The sequence below is a fragment of the Microbacterium sp. DT81.1 genome, assembly GCF_049844955.1.
GTDB lineage: Bacteria > Actinomycetota > Actinomycetes > Actinomycetales > Microbacteriaceae > Microbacterium.
This window is the reverse complement of record NZ_JBNCMA010000004.1, coordinates 161,134-183,636: the sequence shown is the minus strand read 5'-3', so window position 1 is coordinate 183,636 and position 22,503 is coordinate 161,134. Positions and strand designations below refer to the sequence as shown.

The following is a 22,503-nucleotide window of genomic DNA, read 5'->3' as shown; positions in this document are numbered from 1 at the left end:
GGTCAGACGAGCCCTTCCGCCAGGGGACCCAGCGTGAGTACAGGGAAATAGGTGAGGGCGGTGACGATGACCGCCACGCCGACGAGGAACCCGACGAACTGCGGGCGGTGGGTGGGGAGCGTTCCTGCCGTGGCGGGAACGGTGTCCTGTGCGGCGAGAGACCCGGCGAGGGCGATCACGAGCACGATCGGCACGAAGCGGCCCAGCAGCATGACCACACCCAGGGCGGTGTTCAGCCACGGCGTGTTCGCGGTCAGACCGGCGAAGGCCGACCCGTTGTTGTTCGCGGCCGAGGTGAAGGCGTACAGCACTTCGCTGAGGCCGTGCACGCCGGGGTTCCAGATCGATACCGTCTCGACGTCCTCGCTGATGCCCGGAAGGGCGAAGCTCAGCGCCGTTCCTGCGAGCACCAGGACCGGCGTCACCAGGATGTACAGGCTCGCGAGTTTGATCTCCCGAGGGCCGATCTTCTTGCCCAGGTACTCCGGGGAGCGCCCCACCAGCAGCCCGCCGACGAAGACGGCGATGATGGCGAGCACCAGGATTCCGTACAGCCCCGAGCCGACGCCGCCGGGGGCGACCTCTCCCAGCATCATGTTGATCATCGGCAACATGCCGCCGAGCGCCGTGTACGAGTCGTGCATCGAGTTGACGGCGCCGGTCGAGGTGAGAGTCGTCGCGCCGGCGAAGAGCGCAGAGCCGAGCACCCCGTAGCGCTGCTCCTTGCCCTCCATGGCGCCGCCGGCCAGCTGCGGCGCAGTGCCCTGACCGGATGCCTCCAGCAGGGAGAGCACCGAGACGCTGACGACGAAGATGGTCGCCATCACGGCCAGGATCGCGTAGCCCTGGCGGTTGTCGCCGACGATCTTGCCGAACGCGCGAGGCATAGCGAACGGGATCGCGAGCAGCAGCACAATCTCCAGGAAGCTGGTCCAGGGTGCCGGGTTCTCGAAGGGATGCGCGGAGTTGGCGTTGAAGAATCCGCCGCCGTTGGTGCCCAGCTCCTTGATCGCCTCCTGCGAGGCGACAGGACCGCCGGGTAGCACCTGGGTGCCCCCGGTGATCGTCGTGACCTCGGTGAAGCCGTTGAAATTCTGCACCACGCCCCCGACCAGCAGCGCCACCGCGGCGAGGACCGACAACGGCAGCAGAAGCCGGAACGTGCCGCGGGTCAAGTCCACCCAGAAGTTTCCGATGGTGCCGGACCGGCGAGCGGCGAACGCCCGGACCAGGGCGATCGCCACCGCGATACCCACCGCGGCGGAGACGAAGTTCTGCACGGCCAAGCCGGCGAGCTGAACCGTGTAACCGAGTGTGAGCTCGGGCGAGTAGGACTGCCAGTTCGTGTTCGTCACGAACGAGACCGCCGTGTTGAAGGCAAGCCCCTCCGGGACGGGAGGCAGACCGAGCGAGTAGGGGAGAACGGCCTGGAACCGCTGCAGCGCATACACGAACAGCACGCCCATCAGCGAGAACACCAGGACCGCCCGGGTGTACGCCTGCCACGTCTGCGCCGACGCGGGGTCGACGCCGATCAGCCGATAGAAGCCGCGTTCGGCTCGCAGGTGCTTCGCGCTCTGATAGGTGCGTGCGATGTAGTCGCCGAGGGGGCGGTACAGCAGCGCCAGTACCAGCAAGACCGTGGCGAACTGCAGCACTCCCAACCACAGCGTCTCGGCGGTTACCGCCGCCATCAGAACCGCTCCGGCTTCACGAGCGCGCTCAAGAGGTAGACGATCGCGCCGACAGCGAGAGCGGTAGCGACGATCTCGAACACGATCACAGCTTCTCGACCCCCTTGGCGACGAGCCCGACGAAGGCGAACAGCGCCACCATCATCACTAGATAGATCACATCGAGCACAGCAACTCCCATCAGATCCCGGCACCCCGGGCAGATTCCGCGCGTCTGTGGCGCAGGTGCCCTGTGGGGGCACGAGATCCGATGCAACACCTCCGCGGCTCCCCCGTTGCGCATCCTCACGGAACGCATGCACGCACTGCGGCCGATCCTCATACCGGCCTCACGAACGGATTCGAGATTCCCGACTCACAGGACATCGACGAAGGTACGGGCAGGCCCCACCGCCATCGATCCGAGGCAGCGCGCAGCCATCGGGCGCTGGATTGCCCGCCTCGAGCGAAAAGCTGCATGCGCGCTCACCGCACGACTGCTCTGGCTCAGGCGAATGCGTCGACCCGACGGATTAGCCGACCAAGGCGACCCGGGCCACGTCCAATGGCACAGCGAAACCTATTCCGGGCCGCCTGACACGCCTGACGAGGCCCGCGGGCATCCTTGATCGGTCCGGAAGGGCACTGCAGGATAAGACGACCGATGCTTCGAAAACACGAAGGAGTGATCATGGACAGTTCGGCGCCGGCCGTCACCTTGTACGCACAGATCCCCTATCGGGATGCGCCGGCAGCGCTGCGGTGGTTGGAGCGCGCCTTCGGTTTCCGGACGACCATGGAGTGGCCGGACGACGAGGGAGGTATTCAGCACGCTGAGATGCGGTTCGGCGACGCTGCGTTCACGGTGTTCAGTGATCGCGCCGGCTACGCGCGTCCGGAGCCCCGTGGCGAGTCCGTCGGCTTCGGCTTGGTCTTCACGCTGACGTCGCCGGAGGCGGTCGACACCATTCACCGGTCAGCCCTGGCAGCGGGCGCGATCGATGTCATCGCTCCAGCGGACACGGAGTGGGGCAACTATCGCTGTCGTGTCCGGGACCTCGAAGGCTACGAGTGGACATTCGGAACCTATAAGCCAGGGGAGCCGCAGGACTGGTCGCCGCAGGGGTGACCCGCCCCGTACTCCTGGCACGAGGTCACCTCATGGGATGAGCTCAACGGCGTTCTCACGCAGCCCTGCGCTGCGCGCACTTCACGCGGCTGGCGCGGTGTGGGCCGTGGCGGCGGCCATCACTACCCTCACCAGGTCCACCGAGGCTGGGGTCGGTGCACCGTTCACGAGGTCAGAGTTGACGAGGACCGCGAACGGGAGTTCGCCGGGCAGCAGTCCGGCCACAGCCTGCACGATCTGGTTCATGCCGCCTTGCCACGAGCCGGGTTTGAGGAAGTAGGGGCCGGCGCGGGTCATGCCGGCCTGGTCGACTCCCCAGCCTCCGTCGAGCATCCGGTGCATGCGATTGCGCCCCACGATCGACCCGTCGGTGAGAGCCTGCATTATTCGCACCAGTTCGTTCGCGCTCAAGTGCCAGGCGACGGTGCCCGAGTAGTCGCTGAGGTCACCCGAGTCCCATCCCCCGGCGGGATTCGGCCAGCGGTAGGCCAGCGCGTCCCCGGCGCTGCTGACAGTGCGCGCGTGCACAACGTTGGCCGGTGCAAAGACGTTCTCGTGAACATAGTCGCCGTATGCCTTTATGGTGAGTGCGTCCCAGAGCCGGTCTGTTTCCGCTTCGTCGCCACTGGGCGCTGTCATCGAGGGCTTGATTGCTCCGGTGAGCACGGGAATGAGGATACGGAACAGCGAGAAGTTGACGTTCTGGTACTTCTCAATGCCCAGCGGGACACCCAAAAGCGCGCCGCGATAGACGTTGGCCTTGACCTCGTCGAAGTCGATCTCGTCCGAGGTGGCATGCCACAGTCCCGACTCGTGAGTCAGCAGCATCTGGAAAGTCACTCGATCGATGTTGGGTCCGCGCGGCTGCCAGTACATCGGCAGCCAGGGCCAGATCTCCGTCCGCACCGGGACGGAAGCATCCGCCAGAGCCTTCACCGCCGCCATCGCCGTAATCATCTTGCTGACACTGGCCACATGCATGCGTACATCGGGATGCCACCGCACGTCCCCGTCCGCCGGATCGCGCGCCCATCCGCTCTGCACGCTCAGACCAGGGCCGTCCTTCTCGAGCAGCCGGTAGACGAATCCATGACAGCGCCCACTGAGCTGGGACAACAGTTCGGCGTTGAACCCGTCGACGTCGAGACGGAAGGCGGGCCCCAGGACGCCGAAACGGTCAACGTCGATCGATGGCGACGGGCCAAGCAGCCGCTCCTTGACCGCCTGCTCGATCTGTGCGCGCTCCCCTCGTCGCCGACCCACCATCGCCGCCAGGTCATCGAAATTCACCGACGCGGCGAGGTCGTCGCTAATTCCTTCACGCAACCCCGCTTTGAGCTCCTGCCCCGGTCCTGGCATGATCGCCCCTCTCACTCCACGAGACGGCCCACCTAAATGGTGCACCTCGTCAGGCTCGAGCACCAGAGCACGGTTGATCTCCGAATGGAGCACGGAGTCCTTCGATTTGAGGGTTTTGCGCTGGATTCGGACAATCGCCGACATCTCCGATGCTCTCCTGCTCATCGGCCCTGCCAGATGGCACAGCGAAACCTAGTTCTGCGGGAGAGTCCGCTCTTTACACAGCCTTAGTCCGCGTCGACCGAGCCGCGGGTCTCCGGGCTGGGCGTCAGTAGTGGTACCGGGCCTGCAAGATCATGACGTAGTTCTCGTTGGCGACGTAGACGAGGCGGTTGCTCTCATCGATTCGTCGCGACCATGCTCCGGCCAGAGCGTGCTTGAGGGGTTCGGGTTTGCCGATGCCTTCGAACGGGTCGTCTCGGAGGATGTCGCCGATCAGTGCGTTGATGCGCTTGAGGGTCTTGCGATCCTGAGTCTGCCAGTAGAGGTAGTCCTCCCACCCCTCGGCGGTCCACGCCAGCGTACGGTCGCTCAAGACTCGAGCAGCTCGCGCTCTGTGACGTCACCCGCTCGCACGCCCTCCATCGCACTAAGGAGCCGGCGCGCGTTCTCGGGAGAACGTAAGAGGTAGCTCGTCTCCACGAGGGAGTCGTACTCGTCTTTGGACATCAGCACGGCAGAACCGCGCTTCGACGTGATCTCGACCTCAGTGTGATCGAGGTTGACGCGCTCGATGAGGCCGAACAGGTCGCGCCGCGCTTCGCTCGTCGTGATCGCCATCATTCCTCCAAAGTCGTACCAGAAATGGTACCACCCGTTCGGCGTGGCGCGCCGGAGTCGACAGTTCAAGCCGAATTCAAGGACACCCTCTTCGCCAGCCCCGGGCTGCCCGATGTGGAACAGAGCCAGCGAAGCACGCATGGCTCAATCGCTAGTCGCGTGGCACATCTACTGGCACAGTTAATCGCGACACGCCGTGTTTTTATATGCCCGGGGATGCTGGTGTGCCACGATTTCGGCATACCGAAAACCGCGGAATTACGCGGTAAAATGCGGTATTCGCACCCCTCAAAATGAGAGTTCGAATCCCCTATCCTCCGCTCCCCCGATCCGAGTGTCTGCAACGGATCCCGCGCGACTTCGAATTGCGTGGCACCTCGCGGAACGCGATGAACTCGTGAATGTCCTCCGCGCCGGCGGGCAGAGCTGGAACCCCCTCAGCGCCTGCACCAAGCTCAGCCGCCAGGCACTGATGAAGCGCCTGGGCTCAGCCGGAACACACGCGGATGAGGCACCTAAGCGGGGCAGTCCCGGGGGGTAGGTAATCGGCGCGCAGTTCTGCGGTGACGGGTAGCCCGACGGTCATACTCGATGTCTTCTCAGAACGACCGGCTTGCGTGCATCCTGGCCGGTCAGAGCGCCGACGTCAGGCTTGCTCCTGCAGAGCGCCGACGTGAGGCTCGATTCTGCAGAGCGGCCACTAATCTCTCGAGTGCCATGACCCCTGCCGACGACGCTCACCGCCTCGCTGCGGAGGCGCGTGCCCGTGTCCTCATCGATCGTCAGCTAACCGAGGCTGGATGATCGGTCCACAAAAAGAGGCGATGAACTTCTTCGCCGCTCAGGGTGTCGCGGTGCGTGAGGTCACTCTCAAGCCAGGGCACAGTCGCGCCAAAGCAAGTACGCCGAGGGGTTGCCCGCGTTCGTCTTCGAGGCGTCAGGCTCCGAGACCCACTTCACAAACGGCTACGATCCAGAACCTCATGCGCGTCGGATCTTCAATCTTCCGAAGGGCTCGACGCTCGCTCAAGTTCTCAAGCTCCGTGGCGCGCGTTGCCCTGCCGTGTCGTCAGCGGTGCCAGTTCTCGAGGATCCCTTTGAGATCGTCCATCGTGAGGATGCTCCCGGTCGTCCTCGCGATCTCCTCGAGGCTGCGAGGTCGCGCCGCACCTGGCCGGCACAGCGGATGACTGCTCGGGACGATGACCACTTCGACCAGTCCCGTGCCGACCGTCTTGCCGGACTTGTGCCCGAAGACGATGATCACGTCGCCGGCATTCGTCGCCCCCACATCCAACCTGGGCGGCAGGTCGGCGGCGATTTCGCGCCGATCGAGCCCGATCACGATGAGAGCGTCGTTCCTTCCGAGGGCCGATCCGTTGACGGGATCCCACTCCCGCCAGTTGGTGCTGCCGCGGAGCCTCGCCTCGTCGCGGATCTCCGAGAGATGGGCCCACGTCCTGCCCGTCGTGTCGCGCCAGAATGTGCTGGTCATGGTCAGCTCCTTGGGGGGTTCGTCTGCAGGGATTCGTCGAAGGATGCGGAGTAGTCGATCTCGAGCGTGAGCTTGGTGATGACGGGCAGGGCCGGCGTGGTCCGATCCCGGCCCGGAGGGCGCGTCACCTCGATCTTGAACAGCGAGTACACGCCCGGGTCGTACGGTGCCAGTTGCACGGTGGCATCCGGTGCCGTCGAATTGGCCTTGAGCATCATCCTGAGCAGATCCTCGCGCCCCTTGCGCGCGTCCTTCCACGGCGCCACCACATACGAGGCGCTGTCGCTGGTGGTCTGGGCGCGCGCCAGCCACTGCCGGGGCTGGTCCGTTCCGCCCTGGAAGAAGTAGTACTGCGACGTGGGCTTCCGGCTCGGATCCTGGTCGCGGGTCTCCTCCTGCTCGAGGATGAGCTGGCTTCCGGAATGCTCGACGACGATCTGGAGGTAGTCGTCCGGCCCCAGCCGAGGTTCGGTGTCCACTTCCTTGATGCGGATTTCGGCGACCCGCGCCGAGTGCCACGTGAACGTGGGGACGATCCGCAGATCGTAGACGCCGTGGGCCGTGACCTGTCCGAAGGTGGTGAGCTCGGCGAGCAGCTTCGCGTCCAGCTCGGGGTGCGCCTGGGTGACCTTCGCGGTGCCTCGCTGCGCGCTCGAGCGCTCAGCGTCGAGGGCGAGGGTGCACAGCGCCGTCCAATAGGCATCCTCGACCGGGTTCGCCGGCTTGCCTGTCGGCGGCGACACAGGGCCCGCCGTGGTGACCTGCTGGATCTTCCTGCCGATCACATCGTCGAGGGCATCAGGACGGATGTCCATCACGAACTCGTACCGCAGCGCGTCGACCAGGCTGTCGATGGACTCGCGCGCGTACTCGCGACCCCGCTCTCGCAGCTCGGCAAGATGCTGGCGCGTGCGAACGTCGGCGAGGCTCGACATGCTCGTCACCTTCGAGGTGAGCGCCGTGATCTGATCAAGGCCCGAAGCGATGTCGGCATGTGCCGAACGGATCGTGGACTGCGCGCGCTGGAGCGTCGCGATCGCCGCCGTCTGCTTGTCCGCCAGGGCGGCGAACTCCTTCTGGAGCGCCGCGAAGTCCGGGCTGGCGGCGAGCGTCTTCTGGACGAGGGCCTGAACCGCGGGATCCGAGTCGGACGTGTTCCCGGCACGGATGAGTTCGCCCAGACCGGCGCCGATCCCTGTCAGGCCGTCCCCGGCGCTGCGCAGCCTCCCGCACACGTCCGTGACCTGTTGGCGGCGGTTGTCCTGATCGGCTTTTGCCTTCGCCACCTGGGCGTCGAGGATATCCTTGTCGCTCTTCGCCTGGCGGATGCCGTTCTTGGCCGTGACGACCTTGCTGTCGAGGTCCGCGATCGTCTTCGTGTGCGTCGCTACCTCAGCCTGCTTCTCGACGAGTCGTGCGACGGCATCGTCAAAGGCCTTCTTCGCGGCAGTCTGGTCGCCGCCGTGGCCGATCTGCGCTTGGTACCAGTCATCCTGTGCGCGCTCGGCCGCGGTCTGCAGCGGAGCCTTCTCGGCTATGGTGGATGCGAGCTTCTCCTTGGCAGCGGCCTTGTCGGCACCGAGCGTTCCCGCCTGGCTCGCGATCGTCTCGAGCGACGCCAACTGGGCCCCGGTCGCCGACGCAGCAGCCTGTTCGTCGGTGGTCAGACCCGCCTGCGCCTTGGTGATGAGGATCGAGAGCTCAAGCATCTTCGACTGATTCGCAGGAATCGAGGGATCCGCGCTCGCACTCAACTTCATCTGATCCTGGTTCTGGCTGAGGAAGGTCTTCACATCGCCCCCTAGCCCCTGCGCGAGCTTGGTCGTCTGATCCGCGAAGAAGGTTGCGGGATCCTGCCCAGGATCCTGCGCGATAGTGAAGTCGCCGACGGTTCCGACGGCCGCGCCCGCCAGACCGAGGTAGGGCTGTCCGACGGGAATGGCCTGCATGACTCCTCCGATGAGGTGGCAGCAACCGCTGAACACCTCCTGGGCGCTCACCTGCCCCTTCGCTGCGAGCGTGGCCTCCGCGGTGACGGCTTTGACCCGTTCCGCTTTCGCCTGAACGTCGCGGGTGACGCTCTCCAGGTCGTCCGCGCTCGTCTGCAGGGACTGCATGCCGTCCCGGACCTGCGCGGCGGCCTGTTCGATCTTGCTCGCGATTCCACTGCGCGTCGCCTCGAGCGTGTCGACCTGCGCTTCCAGTGCGTCGAATGCCGATATCGCATCATCGGCGAACGCGATGAGCCGCTGGGAGATCACGCGGATGGTCTGGTTGTTCGAGAAGCTCGAGATCGCATCGAGTTTCGGAACGTACCCGACGGGCCGGCCGCGATAGTCGAGGTTCGCGTTCATGCGACCGCGCAGAGTGTCGATCACAACGGCCTGCGGCTGCGGCACCTCACTCCCTGCGAGCCGCTCGGCAGCGTAGGGCTCGAGCAGCGCCCAGGCCTCTGCCCGGAAGCCGGCGCGGAAGGTGTCACGAGCCTGCGCCAGCACGGCGTCGAGGGCGGCCGTATCCAGCCACGACGAGCACGCACCGACCCGAGCGGAGAACCGCTGGTGGTCCGACAAGCTCGCGGTTGCGGGCACGGCGCCGTCCGACACGCGTCCTGCGAGCCCCGGTGCCGGCGACGGCTGGGCCACAGCATCCGCACCTTTCGTGGTGGCGAGCGGATACGAGCGCGACTCCGGCCTGTAGTCGGTATGGCGGTGCAGGCCCGAGCTCTTCATGGCGATGACGTCAACGGCGATCAGGTCGGTCCCGGCGCGACCGAAGGCGCCCGCGACGGCAGGAGTCGCGGCGGCCGCCGCGCCACCTGCGTTGTCGATCCGCGGTGTGAATCGGCCCACGGTCGCCAGATTGAAGCGGACATCCGCCCCCGCCCCCGACCGTCCCGGCGCTCCGCCTGGATAGGCCGCCGGGCCGGCCGGATAGGTCGGAGGATGCGGGGTTTGCGCAGAGTCACCGCGGCGGTTCCAGAAGTCATCGGGCGGGTCATCATCCCCGGCCAGCGTGTACTTGCAATAGCTGGTGCCGAGCACGAACTCGTTCGCGTCGTCTTCGAACCCGACGTCATCGATGAACAGCACACGTGCGTACCCGACGTTCGTGGGTCCGATGTTGGGATCCGTGAGTCCGTACATCGCAGACGGCCAACGCCACGAACTGACCGAGCCCGAGACCTTGAACGTCTTGACGGCGGCCGAGAGGTCCCGGCGGGTCAGCGTCGCGGGCATCGTGTCGCCTTTGGCGCGCGGCTCGAGACCGCCGGGCTCGCCCTCCTCGCCCCGGCCGCCGTGCCCGATGAACATCTTGCCCGGATTGACCGGGAACAGGATCTCCTTCACCTCGAGCGTAATTGTGCCGGCACCCTGACCCGGCGCGCCGCCCTGGCCGGCGAGTGCCCGCACCGCCGCCCCGGTTGCATCGACCACACCCGGATAAGTCGTGTGATCGTCCGCATCCTGGCTGTTCGACCAGCGAGTCGACGTGTATGCGGGAACCCCGACCGGAAAGTCCAGAGGCGTCGTGTCTATGCTGCCGCTGTGAGCTCCGTCGGCCTGGAACTCGAGCGTGCGGCACCGGATGGTCACATTCGTGCCCGGGAAGCGCAGGGGCGCCGCGATAACGATGTGGTCCGCCACCAGCTCCAGCTCTGCGAGGTCGAGGACCTCAACCCCGTCGTAGCCTCGCAGCACCGGGTCCCGGGTGGGCGACCAGATCATGAACGAGGCGGAGATCGTGACCCCGCGCCGGATCGGGCATTCTCGGGTGTTGAACAGCAGGTCGTCCTCCTGCGCGGGGATCTGCTTGATCGCGACGGTGACGTAGTCCTGCCACACCGGCAGCTCGCCTCGCGCGTTGAGCACCGCCGGTGGCTTCGGGATCCCGGGGAGAGGGGGCGGGAGCTCGGCTCGGGCCGGCGCCGCGGGCGCGTTCGCAGAGATCCACGTGACTGCCGGCGGGGGCGTTGCGGGCAGGGTCGCCACACCGATCACGGCGTCGTCGAGGATGCGGCGCAGCTCCACCTTCGTCCCGCCGGGAACGTCCAGCTCCAGTTGGTCGCCCGGGGCCAGCACGTCACGGCCGTGGGCTGCATTCGCCACCCATGCCCGGGCGTGCGACGTCGTGATGTTTCCGATCCGGAACATGTCACCCTCCATGCCGACCGAGCCGGCTGACCATCGGCCGACCTCGTCGGGTCGCCTGAACGGCACGCTATTGCGAAGCGACCGCGGAACCATCGGGCAAATGCCCTATTCCGACCCGTCTGGACGGTTAGGCGACGCCCGGTGCCCCGGCCAGGCTCGAGGGCGGCTTCTTCGGGCGAGCAAAGCGATACATGCTTTTCGCAAGGCCCCCGTATGCGGACGAGGCGGCGGCGTAGCTTGCGGTTCATGGCTAACAACGATGAGGAACGTCACGTCGTCCCGAACGAGGACGCGGCCGCGAGGTTACGAACTCCGGACGGACCGGTGTTCGCCGGGGCTTCGCCTACCAGCCGGTCGCCAGCGCGTGCTGCACGGCGAGCGCGAACACGATCTGCCCGCCGAGGCCCCAGCGACGCCATCGATGCGAGAGCAGCGCCGTGCCCACGAGCAGCCACGGCACGAATGGCAGCCAGATCCGTTCGACCTCCGCCTTGCTCATTCCCGAGAGATCGGCGAGCAGCACCGTCGCCAGGGCGGCGAGAGCGATCCCGACGACGACCACGTCGTCGCGCGCACGGAAGCGCAGTCCTCTCGCGCGCTGAAGGGCGACCGCGATCCCGGCGCCGACGAGCGGGCCGGCGCTGAACGCGAGCGCGCCCAGATTCGCCCAGACCCAGTACGGGAAGGGCCGGTTGCTGGCGACGCCCACCCAGTACCTCTCGACAAGCACGGGGTACGCCTCCCACCATGCGAAGCCCGACACTGCGAAGGCGAGCACGACGAGCACGGCCGTCCCCGCCGCCCACGGGAGCGGCGACCACCGGCGCGCGAGCAACAGGATCGCGACCGCGAGCACGCCCAGCAGCGGCAGCCCGTACGACAGCAGCACGCAGTAGCCCAGAAGAAGACCGGCGAGCACGGCCCAGCCGGCCGTCGCAGCCGGCCGCCGCGCGGTGGCTGCGAACGCGAGGGCGCACAGACCCCACGCGGCGAAGGCCGCGAACATCGCGTCGGCGGAGACCGACATCCAGATCGCCGCCGGTCCGAGCACGAGGAAGGGCGCGGCCCTCCTCGCGGCCGTTTCGGCACCCAGACGCCGGAGGGTGAGGAGCACGGCGACGGGCGTCGTCGCCGCCACGACGGTCACCGCCATCCCCGCCGCGAGCCCGCTTGCCAGCCCGAGGTGCACCAGCGCAACGAAGAACAGCACCGCCCCGGGCGGATGTCCTGCGATGTGCACCGGCCAATTGTCGGGCGAGTCGAGCGGGATGTGCGCGATGTAGTCGCGCAGCAGCGCCCCGACGTCGGTCACGGCGCGAGCGGTCCGCAGGTACTCATACTGCGTCTCCAGGATCGCCGAGAGGCCCTTCGCGCCGTCGACGGTGGCGAGGCTCAGCATCCAAGCGAGGCCCGCGCCGAATGCCGCGAGCTGCAGTGCGGGCCAGCGCATCCGGGCCGCCAGATCGACGGCATATCGCATCGCGAGGATCGCCACGACGATCGCCGCGAGCGTCCCGGGGCCCACGCGCGGCATCCACTGCGCGTGCAGCGGGGGAAACCACCGCACGTGCACGTTCAGGCCCGACAGCAGCGGGAAGAGCATCGCGGCGGCGATGAGCAGGACGGCGACGCCGAGTCCGATCCACGGCGCGGCGGCGACCGCGCGCGAGCGCGTCTGAGGTGCGGCGAGCAGGTCGTTCGTCACATTCCGAGGCTAAACAGCCGGCGGTATCCGCGCCCGGCCGAGACCTTACGTACTCGGAACGTCTATCGTCCGCGGTTCGTCACATCTGCCCCCGATTCCCCGCGATCCCCCGCCCTAGAGTCGGCTGGACGAGGAGGTGGTCGAGTGCTTCTCACCGCGAGACTGCAGCGCATCCTGCACCAGATCAGGCATGCGGTCGCGTCCCCTGCGCGCAACCCCCGGCACGCCGTGGTTCTCGGGCGCCTGCTGGCGCTGGCCTTCCTGACCTGCTTCGCCACCGGTCTCTACAGCCACTTCCTGCAGGACCCGCTCCCCTGGATGGTGTTCCTGAACCGGCCGGTGTGGATCTACCAGCTGACCCAGGGCATCCACGTCACCGCCGGCATCGCGTGCTTCCCGCTGCTGTTCGCCAAGCTCTTCACCGTCTTCCCCGAACTCTTCCAGAGCCCCCCGGTGCGCTCGTTCGGGCACCTCGTCGAACGCGCGTCCATCGCGCTCTTCGTCGCGGCATCCCTCATGCAGATCACGATCGGACTGCTGAACACGTACCAGCTCTACGCACTGTTCGGCTTCTCGTTCCGGCTGACCCACTATGCGCTGTCGTGGATCGTGATGGGCTCGCTCCTCATCCATATCGGCGTCAAGCTGCCGGTGATCACGCGGTACTGGCGCAAGCGCGACGCGTACGCAGCGAATGGAACGCTCGTCATTGACGGAGAAGACCCGGATGCCGAGCTCGAGGTCGCCGATGAGCTGCAGCGGCTGACCGGCCGGCAACAGGCGCACGGGGTGACGGGGCGAGTGTTCGCGTGGATGGACCGGACCCCCGCGCCACGGGAGGCGCGCGCGGTGCGCGAGACCCGGCGGGGGTTTTTCGCGACCGTGGCCGTCGCGACCACCGTCCTCGTCGCCACGACGGCTGGTCAGTCGTTCCGGATCCTCGACCCTTTCAACGCCTTCGCGCCCCGCAAGAAGGGCGTCGGCCCCCAGACCCTGCCGGTCAATCGCACCGCGAAAGCGGCGGGGGTGCTCGATACCGCCACGGCACCCGAGTGGACGCTGACGATCGTGAACGGGAGCACGCGGGAGGTCTTCTCCCGCTCACGGCTGAGGGCACTTCCGCAGCGGGAGGAAGTCCTGCCCATCGCCTGCGTCGAGGGATGGAGCCAGGACGCCGCGTGGCGCGGGCCCCGCCTGAGCGACCTGCTGGACGCCGTCGGCGCCGCCCCCGACGCCCACGTGCGCATCACCAGCCTGCAGCAGCGGGGCAACTTCGGGGTCACCGAGATGCAGCCGGAGTTCGCGCGCGATCCGCTGACCCTCGTCGCGCTCGAGCTGTTCGGAGAAGAACTCGACATCGACCACGGCTACCCCGCGCGCATCATCGCGCCAGGGCGACCGGGTGTGCTCCAGACGAAATGGCTCAGTGTGATCGAGGTGATCGCGTGAGCGCGGTTCCCGGACCCTCGCGCACACGGCGGACGTGGAGCTTCTGGACGATGGAGGACGTCCGCACGATTCTCATCGGCTCGGGTGTGCTGGTGGCCGTCATCGGGGGGATCGTGCTGCTGAACGACATCCCGCCGCGGCAGTATCCCGCGATCATCGTGTGGCTCGTGGCAGTGCTGATCGCGCACGACGTCGTGATCGCGGGGATCGTCTTCGGGGTCGCATTCGCGGGTCGACGGGTCGAGGGACGGATGCCGCACCGGTCGATCCTGGTCGCGCAGGGTGCGCTGGCCGTCGGCGGGATCATGGTGCTTCTCGTCGTGCCGGAGATCGTCAAGAAGGCGGTCGGAACGGCGAACCCCAGCATCCTGCCGCTGGACTACGGCGACAACCTCGCGATCCTGCTCGTCGCGCTCGCCGTCGCCGCGACGGCCGCGATCGGGCTGCATGCGGTGCTCGACCGGCAGCGGCGACGCCCCTGACTCAGAGCGCGACACATGCGGGTGGTCTGACGGATGACGGGGGCGTCAGGCCTGCGGCGCGACGGATGCCGGCGGTGTGAGGGATGTAAAGCGTCGCAGCATGACGAACCGCCGGTCGCCGGCCGCCCAGGCGTCGCCGAGCACGAGACCGCATTCGCCAGCGATGCGCGCGAGCGCCGCCGACCCGAGCCGCGCCCACGGGAAGGCGCCGCTCTCGTGCCCCTCTTCGCCGATCGCGGTGAAGACGGCACACTCGTGCAGTTCCGGATCCGCGTCCACCTCGACGACCAGCACGCCATCCGCCGCCATCAGCTCAGCACAGCGCTGAAGCAGGGCCCGCGGGTCTCCCCCGATGCCGATGTTCCCGTCCATGAGCAGCACCGTCGCCCAGCTGCCCTCGAGCGGGAGCCGCTCGAAGACCGACCGGTGCAGCACGCGGGAGCCGTCCGCCGCGGCATGCGACGCCGCTTCCCCCGAGATGTCGATGCCCAGCGCCGCCAGGCCCCTCTCCTCCGCGGCACGCAGCATGCGGCCGGGGCCGCAGCCCACGTCGAGGAGCGGTCCGGCGAGGCCCCTCAGCACTGCCACGTCGACCGGGTTGGCCGGCGCGCTCCAATCCGCCACGTCGAGCTGCAGCACGGGGCTCGCTTCCCCGACCCTGCGCAACGCGAGCCGACCGCCGCCCCCTCCCCCGAGGAGCAGCGCGTAGGGCTCGTCGCCGCCGGCACCGAAGGCGATCAGGCCGCTCACGCCGCCCGCCCCTCTCGCGTCGCACCCGCAACGGCTCGCGCGAGCCTGGAGTCCGGGATGCCGGCCGCCACCGCGGCGGCGTCGGCGGCGAGGTCGATGTCGCGCAGCGTGCGCAGCCGCTCGACCGTGAGTCCCGCACCGACGAGGGCCGAGAGCTGCCGGGCTCCGGTGTCGGCGCGCGACATGGGAACGCCACGCACCAGGTCACCCCGAGGGGCCCGGAGACCGAGAGCCCAGAAGCCACCGTCCTCGGCCATGCCGATCACGGCATCCGTGTCGGTGGGCCATCTCAGGTCGGCGGGCGTGACCTGGGGGGTGTCCATGCCGATGAGCAGGGTGGGCCCGTCGAGCTGGTCGAACAGGGCCCCAATGCGCTGATCGAGGGTGCCCTGACGCTGCGGCACGACCTCGAATCCCTCGATGGGCAGTCCGCTCGGCTCGCCGTCGAAGTACAGGATGCGTCGATCGGCGGTGGTTCGGGCGGCGGTACCGAGAGTGTCGCGCAGGCTGGCCTCGGCGATCGCCGCCGCCGCCTCGAGGGTGTAGGGCGGGTGAAGACGTGTCTTGACTTTGCCCGGAAGGCAGGCCTTCGCGATCACGACGAGCACGCTCATGCACGCACCTCGCGCAGGACGCGGTTCATGTCCTTGACTGCGGTGAGCGTGCCGCGCACGGTTCCGGTGACCTTCGACCTTCCGATGCGCGGCGAGTAGGCGACATCCGTCTCGACGATCCGCCAGCCCGCCACCGCCGCACGCAGCACCATTTCCAGCGGGTACCCGCTTCGCCGATCGCGGATGCCAAGCCCTTGCAGGGCGGCGGTGCGCGCCGCCCGCATCGGACCGATGTCGGCGACCTTGACGCCCGCGAGGCGGGCGATGTGCTGGGAGAGGAATGCGTTGGCCACGCGCGCATGCACCGGCCATGCCGAGCGCTGCGTGGGCACCCGGCGGCCGAGCACCAGGTCGGCGCCGTCGCCGAGCAGTGCGACGAGCCGCGGCAGGTCGGCGGGATCCAGCGAGGCATCCGCGTCGCACACCGCGACGATCGGGGCGGTGGCCGCCTCCATCCCCGCTGCGACGGCGGCACCGAATCCCTTCCGCGCTTCGAAGACCACGGTCGCGCCCCCGGCTCGCGCCACCTCGGCCGATCCGTCGGTCGAGCCGTTGTCGACCACGATCGCGCGATACCCCGCCGGCAGGCGCCCCAGCACCCACGGCAGCGCCGCCGCCTCGTTCAGGCACGGGAGCACGAGATCGACGTCAGCCATCCTCCGACGCTAGGCTCGCGCGATTTCAGCGTCGCCGCGAAAGTCTTACGGAACGCGGAAGGCTCTCGCCGAGGCCCGTTGGCCGCTCGCACGCGGGCGTACTGTGGGCAGGTGATCGCCGAAGCCTCGCGCACCCTGGGCAACGAGGATCTCATCGATCGACGCGTGCTCGTCGTCGATGACGATCCCACCGTTGCGGAGGTCGTCGCCGAGTACCTGCGCTCTGCGGGCTTCGTGGTGGACCGCGTCGGGGACGGCTACGAGGCGATCGAGGCCGAGGCGCGCATCTCGCCGGATCTCATCGTGCTCGACCGGATGCTGCCGGGCATCGACGGGATCGAGGCGTGCCGCCGCATCCGCCGCACGAGTGCGACTCCCATCATCCTGCTGACCGCGCTCGGCAGCGAGGAGGAACGCATCCGGGGGTTCGAGGCGGGGGCGGACGACTACCTGACGAAGCCGTTCTCGCCGCGCGAGCTGGTGCTGCGCGTGCAGTCGGTGCTGCGCCGATCACTCGGAGAATACGCGCCGGAGTCGGCCCTCGATCGTGGACCGTTCCACATCGACCCTGCCGCCCGCGTCGCGATGATGAACGGCAGGCTGCTTCCCCTCACCGTGCGAGAGTTCGACCTGCTCTCCTTCCTGGTCAAGCACCCGCGCCAGGCCTTCAGCCGCGAGGAGCTGCTCACCGCGGTGTGGGGCTGGACGTACGGCGACCTGTCCACGGTCACAGTGCACGTGCGGCGCCTTCGCGAGAAGATCGAACCTGACTCGACCCAGCCGACGCTGCTCGCGACGGTGTGGGGCGTCGGCTACCGCCTGGACATCGGAGAGGATGCCGATGAGCTGGCCTGATCTGCTGCAGGTGGCGGGGCTGTCGCTCGCGATAACGATCGCTGTCGGGGCTGTCGCATTCGCGGCGCTGTGGGCGCTGCGCCGATCGTCGCTCATCGTTCAGGTGTGCGTCCTGATCTTCGCCGCGGTGCTGGCGGTGATCCTCAGCATGGTCGGGGCGTCGTGGCTGATGTTCCTCTCCGACCACGACCTGACGGTCGCCGTCAACGTCGCCGTCATATCCGGGACGGTCTCGCTGGCGCTCGTGGCATGCCTGGGCATCGTCGTGGTGCGCAATGCGCGGTCGCTCTCGCGGGCGGCTCGCAGCATCGGCGACGGGGAGCGAGTGGATGCCGTCGGCCCGCAGTCGAGCGCAGAGTTCCGGGCTCTCGCGGCAGAGCTCGTCGCCACCAGCGCGAAGCTCGCCGCGTCGCGTGAGCGCGAGCACCGCATCGAGGAGTCGCGGCGCGAACTCGTCGCGTGGATAGCGCATGATCTGCGCACGCCGCTGGCCGGCATCATGTCGATGGCGGAGGCTTTGGAGGATGACCTCGCGACCGATCCGCAGCGGTACCACCGGCAGATGCGCGAGCAGGTGAGCCGGCTCTCGGCGATGGTCGACGACCTGTTCGAGCTGTCGAAGATCGACTCGGGTACGCTGCGCCTCTCGCTGCAGGACGTCTCGCTCTACGACGTGATCTCCGACACGGTCGCGGATCTTCGTCCCGTCTCGCACGGACGCGACATCCGGATCGAGGAGGGCCTCGGCCGCAACGCCGTCGTGCACGCGGATCCTCGGGAACTGTCTCGGGCGATCTCGAACCTGCTTCTGAACGCGATCCAGCACACGCCGGCCGGTTCGCCGATCACGGTGGCGGCGTCGGTGGTCGACGGGCGCGCATCGATCACCGTCATCGACAACGGCGGTGGCATCGACGAGCAGGATCTGCACCGCGTCTTCGAGCCCGGCTGGCGGGGTGCGAGCGCACGCACGCCGGAGGCGCACCCCGAGGCGCTCGGCGAGTCGCTGCGCTCCAGCGGTGCCGGACTGGGGCTCGCCATCGTGCGGGGGATCGCCGTCGCGCACCAGGGCGAGGTCACCGTGCGGAACGTGCCTGGTGGATGCCGCTTCGACCTGATCCTGCCGAGCACGGCCCGGGGCCGTGAAGAGTCTTTCGCCTGAACTCAGGCCCGAAGGGGCGCCTTCGCGAACTCGCGCATGCCGTCGGCGAAAGGCACAATGGGCGCCCAGCCGAGTTCGGTGCGGGCGCGATCGGATGACGCGGTGATGTGACGCACGTCGCCCGCCCGGAATCGCCCCGTGATGACCGGCTCCGGCCCGCCGTGGGCCAGCGAGAGCCGCTGCGCGACCTCGAGGATCGTCGAGACCCTGCCGGAGCCGACGTTGAACGGGCGCGCGGTCGAGGGTTCGGCATCCGCTGTCCATTCGGCGGCACGAAGATTCGCCGCCGCGATGTCGTCGACGTGGACGAAGTCGCGCCGCTGACCGCCGTCCTCGAAGACCTTCGGCGCTTCCCCCCGCTCGAGCGCGGAGCGGAAGATCGCCGCGACCCCGGCGTAGGGGGTGTCGCGGGGCATGCCCGGACCGTACACGTTGTGATAGCGCAGCATCGCGGCGGTGCCGCCCGTCTCCTTCGCCCAGACCTGAACGAACTGCTCCTGCGCGAGCTTCGACACGGCGTACAGACTCCGCGGGTCGACCGGGGAGCCTTCCACAGTGAGCGCCGGCGTCAGGATCTCCCCGGTGACCGGGTCGCGCGGTTCGAACATCCCCGTCCGCAGGTCGCCCTCGTACCGGGGACCGGGCCGGACGTCTCCGTCGGAACCGACATAGCGCCCCTCTCCGTAGACCACCATCGACGACGCGAGCACGAGCCGGCGCACTCCGGCCCTGGCGAGCGCCGCGATCAGCTCACCGGTGCCGAGCACGTTCGCCCGGACGTAACCCGGCGCATCGGCGACATCCACGCCCATGCCCACCTTCGCGGCCTGATGGCTGACGACGTCGACACCCACGAGGCAGCCATCCAGAGCACGCGCGTCGGTGACGTCGGCTCGAACGATCTCGACGCTGGCGGAAATCGCCGGCGTCGAGGGGTGCACCTCGGGTGAGAGCAAGTCGAGGACTCGCACGTCCCACCCGGCGGAAAGAGCGGCGGTCACGACGCGTGAGCCGATGAATCCCGCGCCACCGGTCACCAGCAGAAGGCTCATTGTGCTTCCATCCGCAGTACCTCGGCGACAGCCGCGCCGTCGATCAGTTCACGGGGGGCATAGTCGAGGGGCACGGATGACGCGATGCGCTCGATCGCCGAGACCAGATGTTGCCGGGCCTCGGCGAGGCGGGCGAAGACCATCTCCGCGGTCACGGCCTCCTCGGCCTGCTCGCCGCTGTCGACGTCCGTGACGACGCAGAGCGCGACCATGTCGATGCCCAGCTCGGCCGCGAGCGCGGCCTCGGGATAGAGCGTCATGTTGACGAGGTCGATTCCGGCCGAGCGGTTGATCCTCGACTCTGCGCGGGTGGAGAAGCGAGGCCCCTGGATGACCAGGACCGTCGCGCCGTCGACGAGCTCGGGGCACGCCTCCAGCGCCAGGCGGCGCGCGTGCGAGTCGAACGGATCGGCGAAGGGCAGATGCCGCACCGTCGATGCGTCGAAGTACGAGTCGGCTCGCCCGTGCGTGCGATCCACGAGCTGGTCGGCGACAGCGATGGTCCCGACCGGCAGGTCGGGGTTGAGCGAGCCCACGGCGGCGGTCGATATGAGCACGCGCACCCCGGTGGACGCGAACGCCCAGATCACCGCACGGGCACGAATGAGATGCGGCGGGACGCAGTGATCGGCGCCGTGCCGAGGCACGAATACCGCCTCGGTGCCGCAGATCGTGCCCCTGGTGAGCTCCACGTCCCCGAAGGGCGTGGCGACGGTGAAGGCCGTCGAGTCCTTATCGTCGAAGAGCGCGTACAGGCCTGAGCCGCCGATGACGGCGACCTTCGCCCTCGTCCCGCGGTCGTTACTCACCAGTCCAGGCTGTCACTGCCGACTCATCTGGACTGGGGTGGACCATTACAGAACGATGACCGATCGACCGGCCCCGACCGTCAGCGCTTTCGCGTCGAGCGTTGATCCTTCCCCCACCGACAGGATGGCGCTCGGTCACCGGTCGAGCTGCATCCTCCGCCAGGATGCCGCGGCGAGCAGCACGAAGGCGCCGACGCAAGGAAGGACCCGCAGCAGCTCTGCGGGGGTGGCGGCGGTCATCGCGCCCAGGAAGACCTGGCACGCCAACGCCGGCCACGTGTCACCGGACGACGGGCCCAGATCGGCGGCGAGGCCGAGCAGGTGCAGCGCGGCGGCGAGAGCGATGCTCATCAGCACGGCCCAGGTCGCGTACACGATGAGTTTCGCCAGAGCGATGGTCGAGCGGCGGACAGGCAGAGCGAAGAGCGATTCGGGCGACTTCGTCGAGGTGGTGGCTGCTCACGAGAATGGCGGCCCCGTCACCCGCCCGACACAACAGGCTCTCCCGTTCGCAGACCGCAACACCAGCGCTGTCGCCGCGGCCCGACCGATCGCCGAGAATCGTCTCGCCGGCCTCGTCGTTGCCGACGCTCGCGGGCGATCGCGACGGAAGTTGAGCCGGCGTCAGGCCTCCTCGAGCGGGGTTGCTGATTCGTGGTTCGTCGTGGAGATGAGGTCGGGCGGCGAGGACTCGGCGATGGGGGGGATGCGCCCTTCGGGGATTCGTTCGAGCCGATTCCAGCCACGCCACCCGCGCTGCTCGAGGATCGCCAGCAGCTCTCGAGCGACCGGCGCCGACTCGGTCATGGCCGCGTCCAGCAGGGCGGTGAGCGGCTCCGTCTGATCGGCGTTGCCGATTTCCAGCTCGCCGCTCTGGACTGCGCGGATGCGGAGGTGCTCTACGAGGTCGGCGAGTTCGACGACTCGGGGGTCCCCCGGCAGCCATTCCGGCGCGGAGCCGAGGAGGCGGTAGAGCCGCGTCATGTCCGGGTCCTCATCCAGGTGACGGTTCTTCTCGGCGATCACGGCGTCGATGCTGAGCGGATCCTGTGCGGCGAGCATGATCCAGGCGTCCCGCTCGAGCTCGATGTAGGCCTCACCGACGCCGACCCCGCGCAGCCGGTCCAGGTAGTCCAGGACGACCTGGGGAAGGGCCAGGTGATCGCCGGCGGCGAGCTTCGCGATCCGCTTGCGACTCGCCTGGAGGCGGCGGATGTCGGCGTTCAAGGCCTTGTCGATCTCCCCGACTGCGCGGGCGAACTCCTCGGAGTCGGCGACGAGGAGCTCCTGCACGCGGGCGAGGGGAACACCCGCGTCCGCCAGCACGCGGATCCGGATCAGCCGCACCACGGCGGCGGTGTCATAGCTGCGATAGCCGGAGTGGTCGCGTTCCGGCTCGGGCAGCAGACCGATCTGGTGATAGTGGCGGACTGTCCGCACCGTCACCCCGGCGTAGGAGGCCAGTTGGCCGATCGAGAGCATGGGCTCCAGACTGCCTCAACCGGCGACGCCGCGGACCGCCTCGGCGATCGCGCGGAAGTCCTTCCGGAGGATCGCGCCGTGATTGCTGGCGACCTTGGCGTGAATCGTGATGTGCGGGTTTCGTTCGGTCACCGCGGGCACGCTGGCCCGGATCTTCTCCTGCCCATCCCCCTTGCTCCCGAACGACGTTCCGGATGCGAGGACATACCGCGTCGGGACGGTCATTCTGTCCATCACCGGGCCGAGCTGCCGTTCCCGCGCGAGCCGGCCGACTTCGATGTTGCATTCGGCCATCTCCACCGCGGTCATCCGCGGCGTGAGCCCGGTCACGCGCAGCGGCACCGTCAGCCATCTCAGGCGACGGAAGGCGGTTCGGATGCCCTGCTCCATCTCGTCTGTGAGCCAGTCGTGTGGCTGCGCCCCATCGACCAGCACCGCGCCGATCGTCCGGTCCGGATTGCGGCTCGCCCAGTGTGCGGCGACGAATGCACCGTACGACCACCCGACCACCAGCGCCCGGTCGGCACCACGAGCATCGAGCACGGCCCTGACATCGCGGACGGCGGCCTCGAACGAGTAGTCCGCCGAACGTCCGGACGTGCGCCCTCGAGCCCGCTCGTCGTAGGTGATGTGCCGCCAGTCCGGCCCGAGTTCGGCGAGAACCCGCCGCCAGTAGCCCTGCGTCGCGAACTGGCCGTTCAGGTAAATGACCGGCGTCCCGGAGCCACCCGAATCGGTGACAGCCAGAGCCGTGTCGTCGACCGGCACCATACCGGTCCAGGTCGGGGTCGAGGTCCTGTCGATCATGGCGTCTTCCGTCCCACTGCGGCGATGGACCAAGCCTGCAGGGTTGACGCTGCGTGAGGGTCAACTTTCCTTCAGACATCTCCCGGCACT

At 68.2% G+C, this 22,503-nt stretch carries 21 protein-coding genes; 5 read left to right on the top strand and 16 right to left on the bottom strand.

Annotated elements, in window-relative coordinates:
* Positions 1 to 2: 2 nt before the first annotated feature.
* Together kdpA and ACLQ2Q_RS12355 are read right to left on the bottom strand one after the other, a co-directional pair.
* Positions 3 to 1,694 carry a potassium-transporting ATPase subunit KdpA gene (gene kdpA / locus ACLQ2Q_RS12360; protein ID WP_425820765.1) on the bottom strand — a complete coding sequence of 564 codons (1,692 nt, stop codon included), beginning with the start codon at positions 1,692 to 1,694 and terminating at the stop codon, positions 3 to 5.
* Complete coding sequence (locus ACLQ2Q_RS12355) at positions 1,694 to 1,783, bottom strand: potassium-transporting ATPase subunit F (protein ID WP_425820764.1); 90 nt, start codon at positions 1,781 to 1,783, stop codon at positions 1,694 to 1,696. The genes kdpA and ACLQ2Q_RS12355 overlap by 1 nt, the downstream gene beginning before the upstream one ends.
* Positions 1,784 to 2,364: 581 nt before the next feature.
* On the opposite strand from ACLQ2Q_RS12355, the gene ACLQ2Q_RS12350 reads away from it, so the two are divergent.
* Positions 2,365 to 2,802: a VOC family protein gene (locus ACLQ2Q_RS12350; RefSeq protein ID WP_425820763.1), complete on the top strand. Its 438-nt coding sequence runs from the start codon at positions 2,365 to 2,367 to the stop codon at positions 2,800 to 2,802.
* Between the two features lie 81 nt (positions 2,803 to 2,883).
* Here ACLQ2Q_RS12350 and ACLQ2Q_RS12345 read toward each other — a convergent pair whose 3' ends face one another.
* The 6 genes from ACLQ2Q_RS12345 to ACLQ2Q_RS12320 all read right to left on the bottom strand — a co-directional run bounded on the left by ACLQ2Q_RS12345 (position 2,884) and on the right by ACLQ2Q_RS12320 (position 12,295).
* Complete coding sequence (locus ACLQ2Q_RS12345; protein WP_425820762.1) at positions 2,884 to 4,305, bottom strand: serine hydrolase; 1,422 nt, start codon at positions 4,303 to 4,305, stop codon at positions 2,884 to 2,886.
* A 124-nt stretch (positions 4,306 to 4,429) separates the two neighbouring features.
* Positions 4,430 to 4,696, bottom strand: a complete 267-nt coding sequence (locus ACLQ2Q_RS12340; RefSeq protein WP_425820761.1) for a Txe/YoeB family addiction module toxin — start codon at positions 4,694 to 4,696, stop codon at positions 4,430 to 4,432.
* The gene (locus tag ACLQ2Q_RS12335) at positions 4,693 to 4,941 is read right to left on the bottom strand and encodes a type II toxin-antitoxin system Phd/YefM family antitoxin (protein ID WP_425820760.1); all 249 of its coding nucleotides are present in this window, start codon (positions 4,939 to 4,941) and stop codon (positions 4,693 to 4,695) included. The genes ACLQ2Q_RS12340 and ACLQ2Q_RS12335 overlap by 4 nt, the downstream gene beginning before the upstream one ends.
* A gap of 1,069 nt (positions 4,942 to 6,010) precedes the next feature.
* Positions 6,011 to 6,436 (bottom strand): hypothetical protein, encoded by a 426-nt coding sequence (locus ACLQ2Q_RS12330; protein WP_425820759.1) that lies wholly within the window; start codon positions 6,434 to 6,436, stop codon positions 6,011 to 6,013.
* Positions 6,437 to 6,438: 2 nt separating this feature from the next.
* Positions 6,439 to 10,590 (bottom strand): hypothetical protein, encoded by a 4,152-nt coding sequence (locus ACLQ2Q_RS12325; RefSeq protein ID WP_425820758.1) that lies wholly within the window; start codon positions 10,588 to 10,590, stop codon positions 6,439 to 6,441.
* 343 nt (positions 10,591 to 10,933) lie between these two features.
* A complete protein-coding gene (locus ACLQ2Q_RS12320; RefSeq protein ID WP_425820757.1) occupies positions 10,934 to 12,295 on the bottom strand; it encodes a hypothetical protein in 1,362 nt (453 codons plus the stop codon).
* Positions 12,296 to 12,439: 144 nt separating this feature from the next.
* Here ACLQ2Q_RS12320 and ACLQ2Q_RS12315 point away from each other — a divergent pair, with 144 nt between their 5' ends.
* Complete coding sequence (locus ACLQ2Q_RS12315; protein WP_425820756.1) at positions 12,440 to 13,744, top strand: molybdopterin-dependent oxidoreductase; 1,305 nt, start codon at positions 12,440 to 12,442, stop codon at positions 13,742 to 13,744.
* Positions 13,741 to 14,226: a hypothetical protein gene (locus ACLQ2Q_RS12310; protein WP_425820755.1), complete on the top strand. Its 486-nt coding sequence runs from the start codon at positions 13,741 to 13,743 to the stop codon at positions 14,224 to 14,226. Before ACLQ2Q_RS12315 ends, ACLQ2Q_RS12310 begins: the two co-directional genes overlap by 4 nt.
* Before the next feature lie 45 nt (positions 14,227 to 14,271).
* On the opposite strand, the gene ACLQ2Q_RS12305 is transcribed toward ACLQ2Q_RS12310, so the two are convergent.
* The 3 genes from ACLQ2Q_RS12305 to ACLQ2Q_RS12295 are packed head-to-tail and all read right to left on the bottom strand — an operon-like array spanning position 14,272 to position 16,246.
* Positions 14,272 to 14,976, bottom strand: coding sequence for a class I SAM-dependent methyltransferase (locus ACLQ2Q_RS12305; RefSeq protein ID WP_425820754.1), 705 nt, complete (start codon positions 14,974 to 14,976; stop codon positions 14,272 to 14,274).
* Positions 14,973 to 15,590 (bottom strand): TIGR04282 family arsenosugar biosynthesis glycosyltransferase, encoded by a 618-nt coding sequence (locus ACLQ2Q_RS12300; protein WP_425820753.1) that lies wholly within the window; start codon positions 15,588 to 15,590, stop codon positions 14,973 to 14,975. Before ACLQ2Q_RS12300 ends, ACLQ2Q_RS12305 begins: the two co-directional genes overlap by 4 nt.
* On the bottom strand, positions 15,587 to 16,246 hold the full coding sequence (locus ACLQ2Q_RS12295; protein ID WP_425820752.1) for a glycosyltransferase family 2 protein: 660 nt from the start codon (positions 16,244 to 16,246) through the stop codon (positions 15,587 to 15,589). Before ACLQ2Q_RS12295 ends, ACLQ2Q_RS12300 begins: the two co-directional genes overlap by 4 nt.
* A gap of 114 nt (positions 16,247 to 16,360) precedes the next feature.
* On the opposite strand from ACLQ2Q_RS12295, the gene ACLQ2Q_RS12290 reads away from it, so the two are divergent.
* Positions 16,361 to 17,101, top strand: a complete 741-nt coding sequence (locus ACLQ2Q_RS12290) for a response regulator transcription factor (RefSeq protein WP_425821060.1) — start codon at positions 16,361 to 16,363, stop codon at positions 17,099 to 17,101.
* Positions 17,088 to 18,263 (top strand): sensor histidine kinase, encoded by a 1,176-nt coding sequence (locus tag ACLQ2Q_RS12285; protein ID WP_425820751.1) that lies wholly within the window; start codon positions 17,088 to 17,090, stop codon positions 18,261 to 18,263. The genes ACLQ2Q_RS12290 and ACLQ2Q_RS12285 overlap by 14 nt, the downstream gene beginning before the upstream one ends.
* Positions 18,264 to 18,265: 2 nt before the next feature.
* Here ACLQ2Q_RS12285 and ACLQ2Q_RS12280 read toward each other — a convergent pair whose 3' ends face one another.
* From ACLQ2Q_RS12280 to ACLQ2Q_RS12260, 5 genes are all read right to left on the bottom strand, one after another.
* The gene (locus tag ACLQ2Q_RS12280; RefSeq protein WP_425820750.1) at positions 18,266 to 19,315 is read right to left on the bottom strand and encodes an NAD-dependent epimerase/dehydratase family protein; all 1,050 of its coding nucleotides are present in this window, start codon (positions 19,313 to 19,315) and stop codon (positions 18,266 to 18,268) included.
* Positions 19,312 to 20,124 (bottom strand): MTAP family purine nucleoside phosphorylase, encoded by an 813-nt coding sequence (locus ACLQ2Q_RS12275; RefSeq protein WP_425820749.1) that lies wholly within the window; start codon positions 20,122 to 20,124, stop codon positions 19,312 to 19,314. Before ACLQ2Q_RS12275 ends, ACLQ2Q_RS12280 begins: the two co-directional genes overlap by 4 nt.
* Positions 20,125 to 20,259: 135 nt before the next feature.
* Positions 20,260 to 20,499 (bottom strand): hypothetical protein, encoded by a 240-nt coding sequence (locus ACLQ2Q_RS12270; protein WP_425820748.1) that lies wholly within the window; start codon positions 20,497 to 20,499, stop codon positions 20,260 to 20,262.
* A gap of 249 nt (positions 20,500 to 20,748) precedes the next feature.
* Positions 20,749 to 21,606 carry a MerR family transcriptional regulator gene (locus ACLQ2Q_RS12265; protein ID WP_425820747.1) on the bottom strand — a complete coding sequence of 286 codons (858 nt, stop codon included), beginning with the start codon at positions 21,604 to 21,606 and terminating at the stop codon, positions 20,749 to 20,751.
* Between the two features lie 15 nt (positions 21,607 to 21,621).
* Complete coding sequence (locus tag ACLQ2Q_RS12260; protein ID WP_425820746.1) at positions 21,622 to 22,413, bottom strand: alpha/beta fold hydrolase; 792 nt, start codon at positions 22,411 to 22,413, stop codon at positions 21,622 to 21,624.
* Positions 22,414 to 22,503 lie beyond the last annotated feature (90 nt).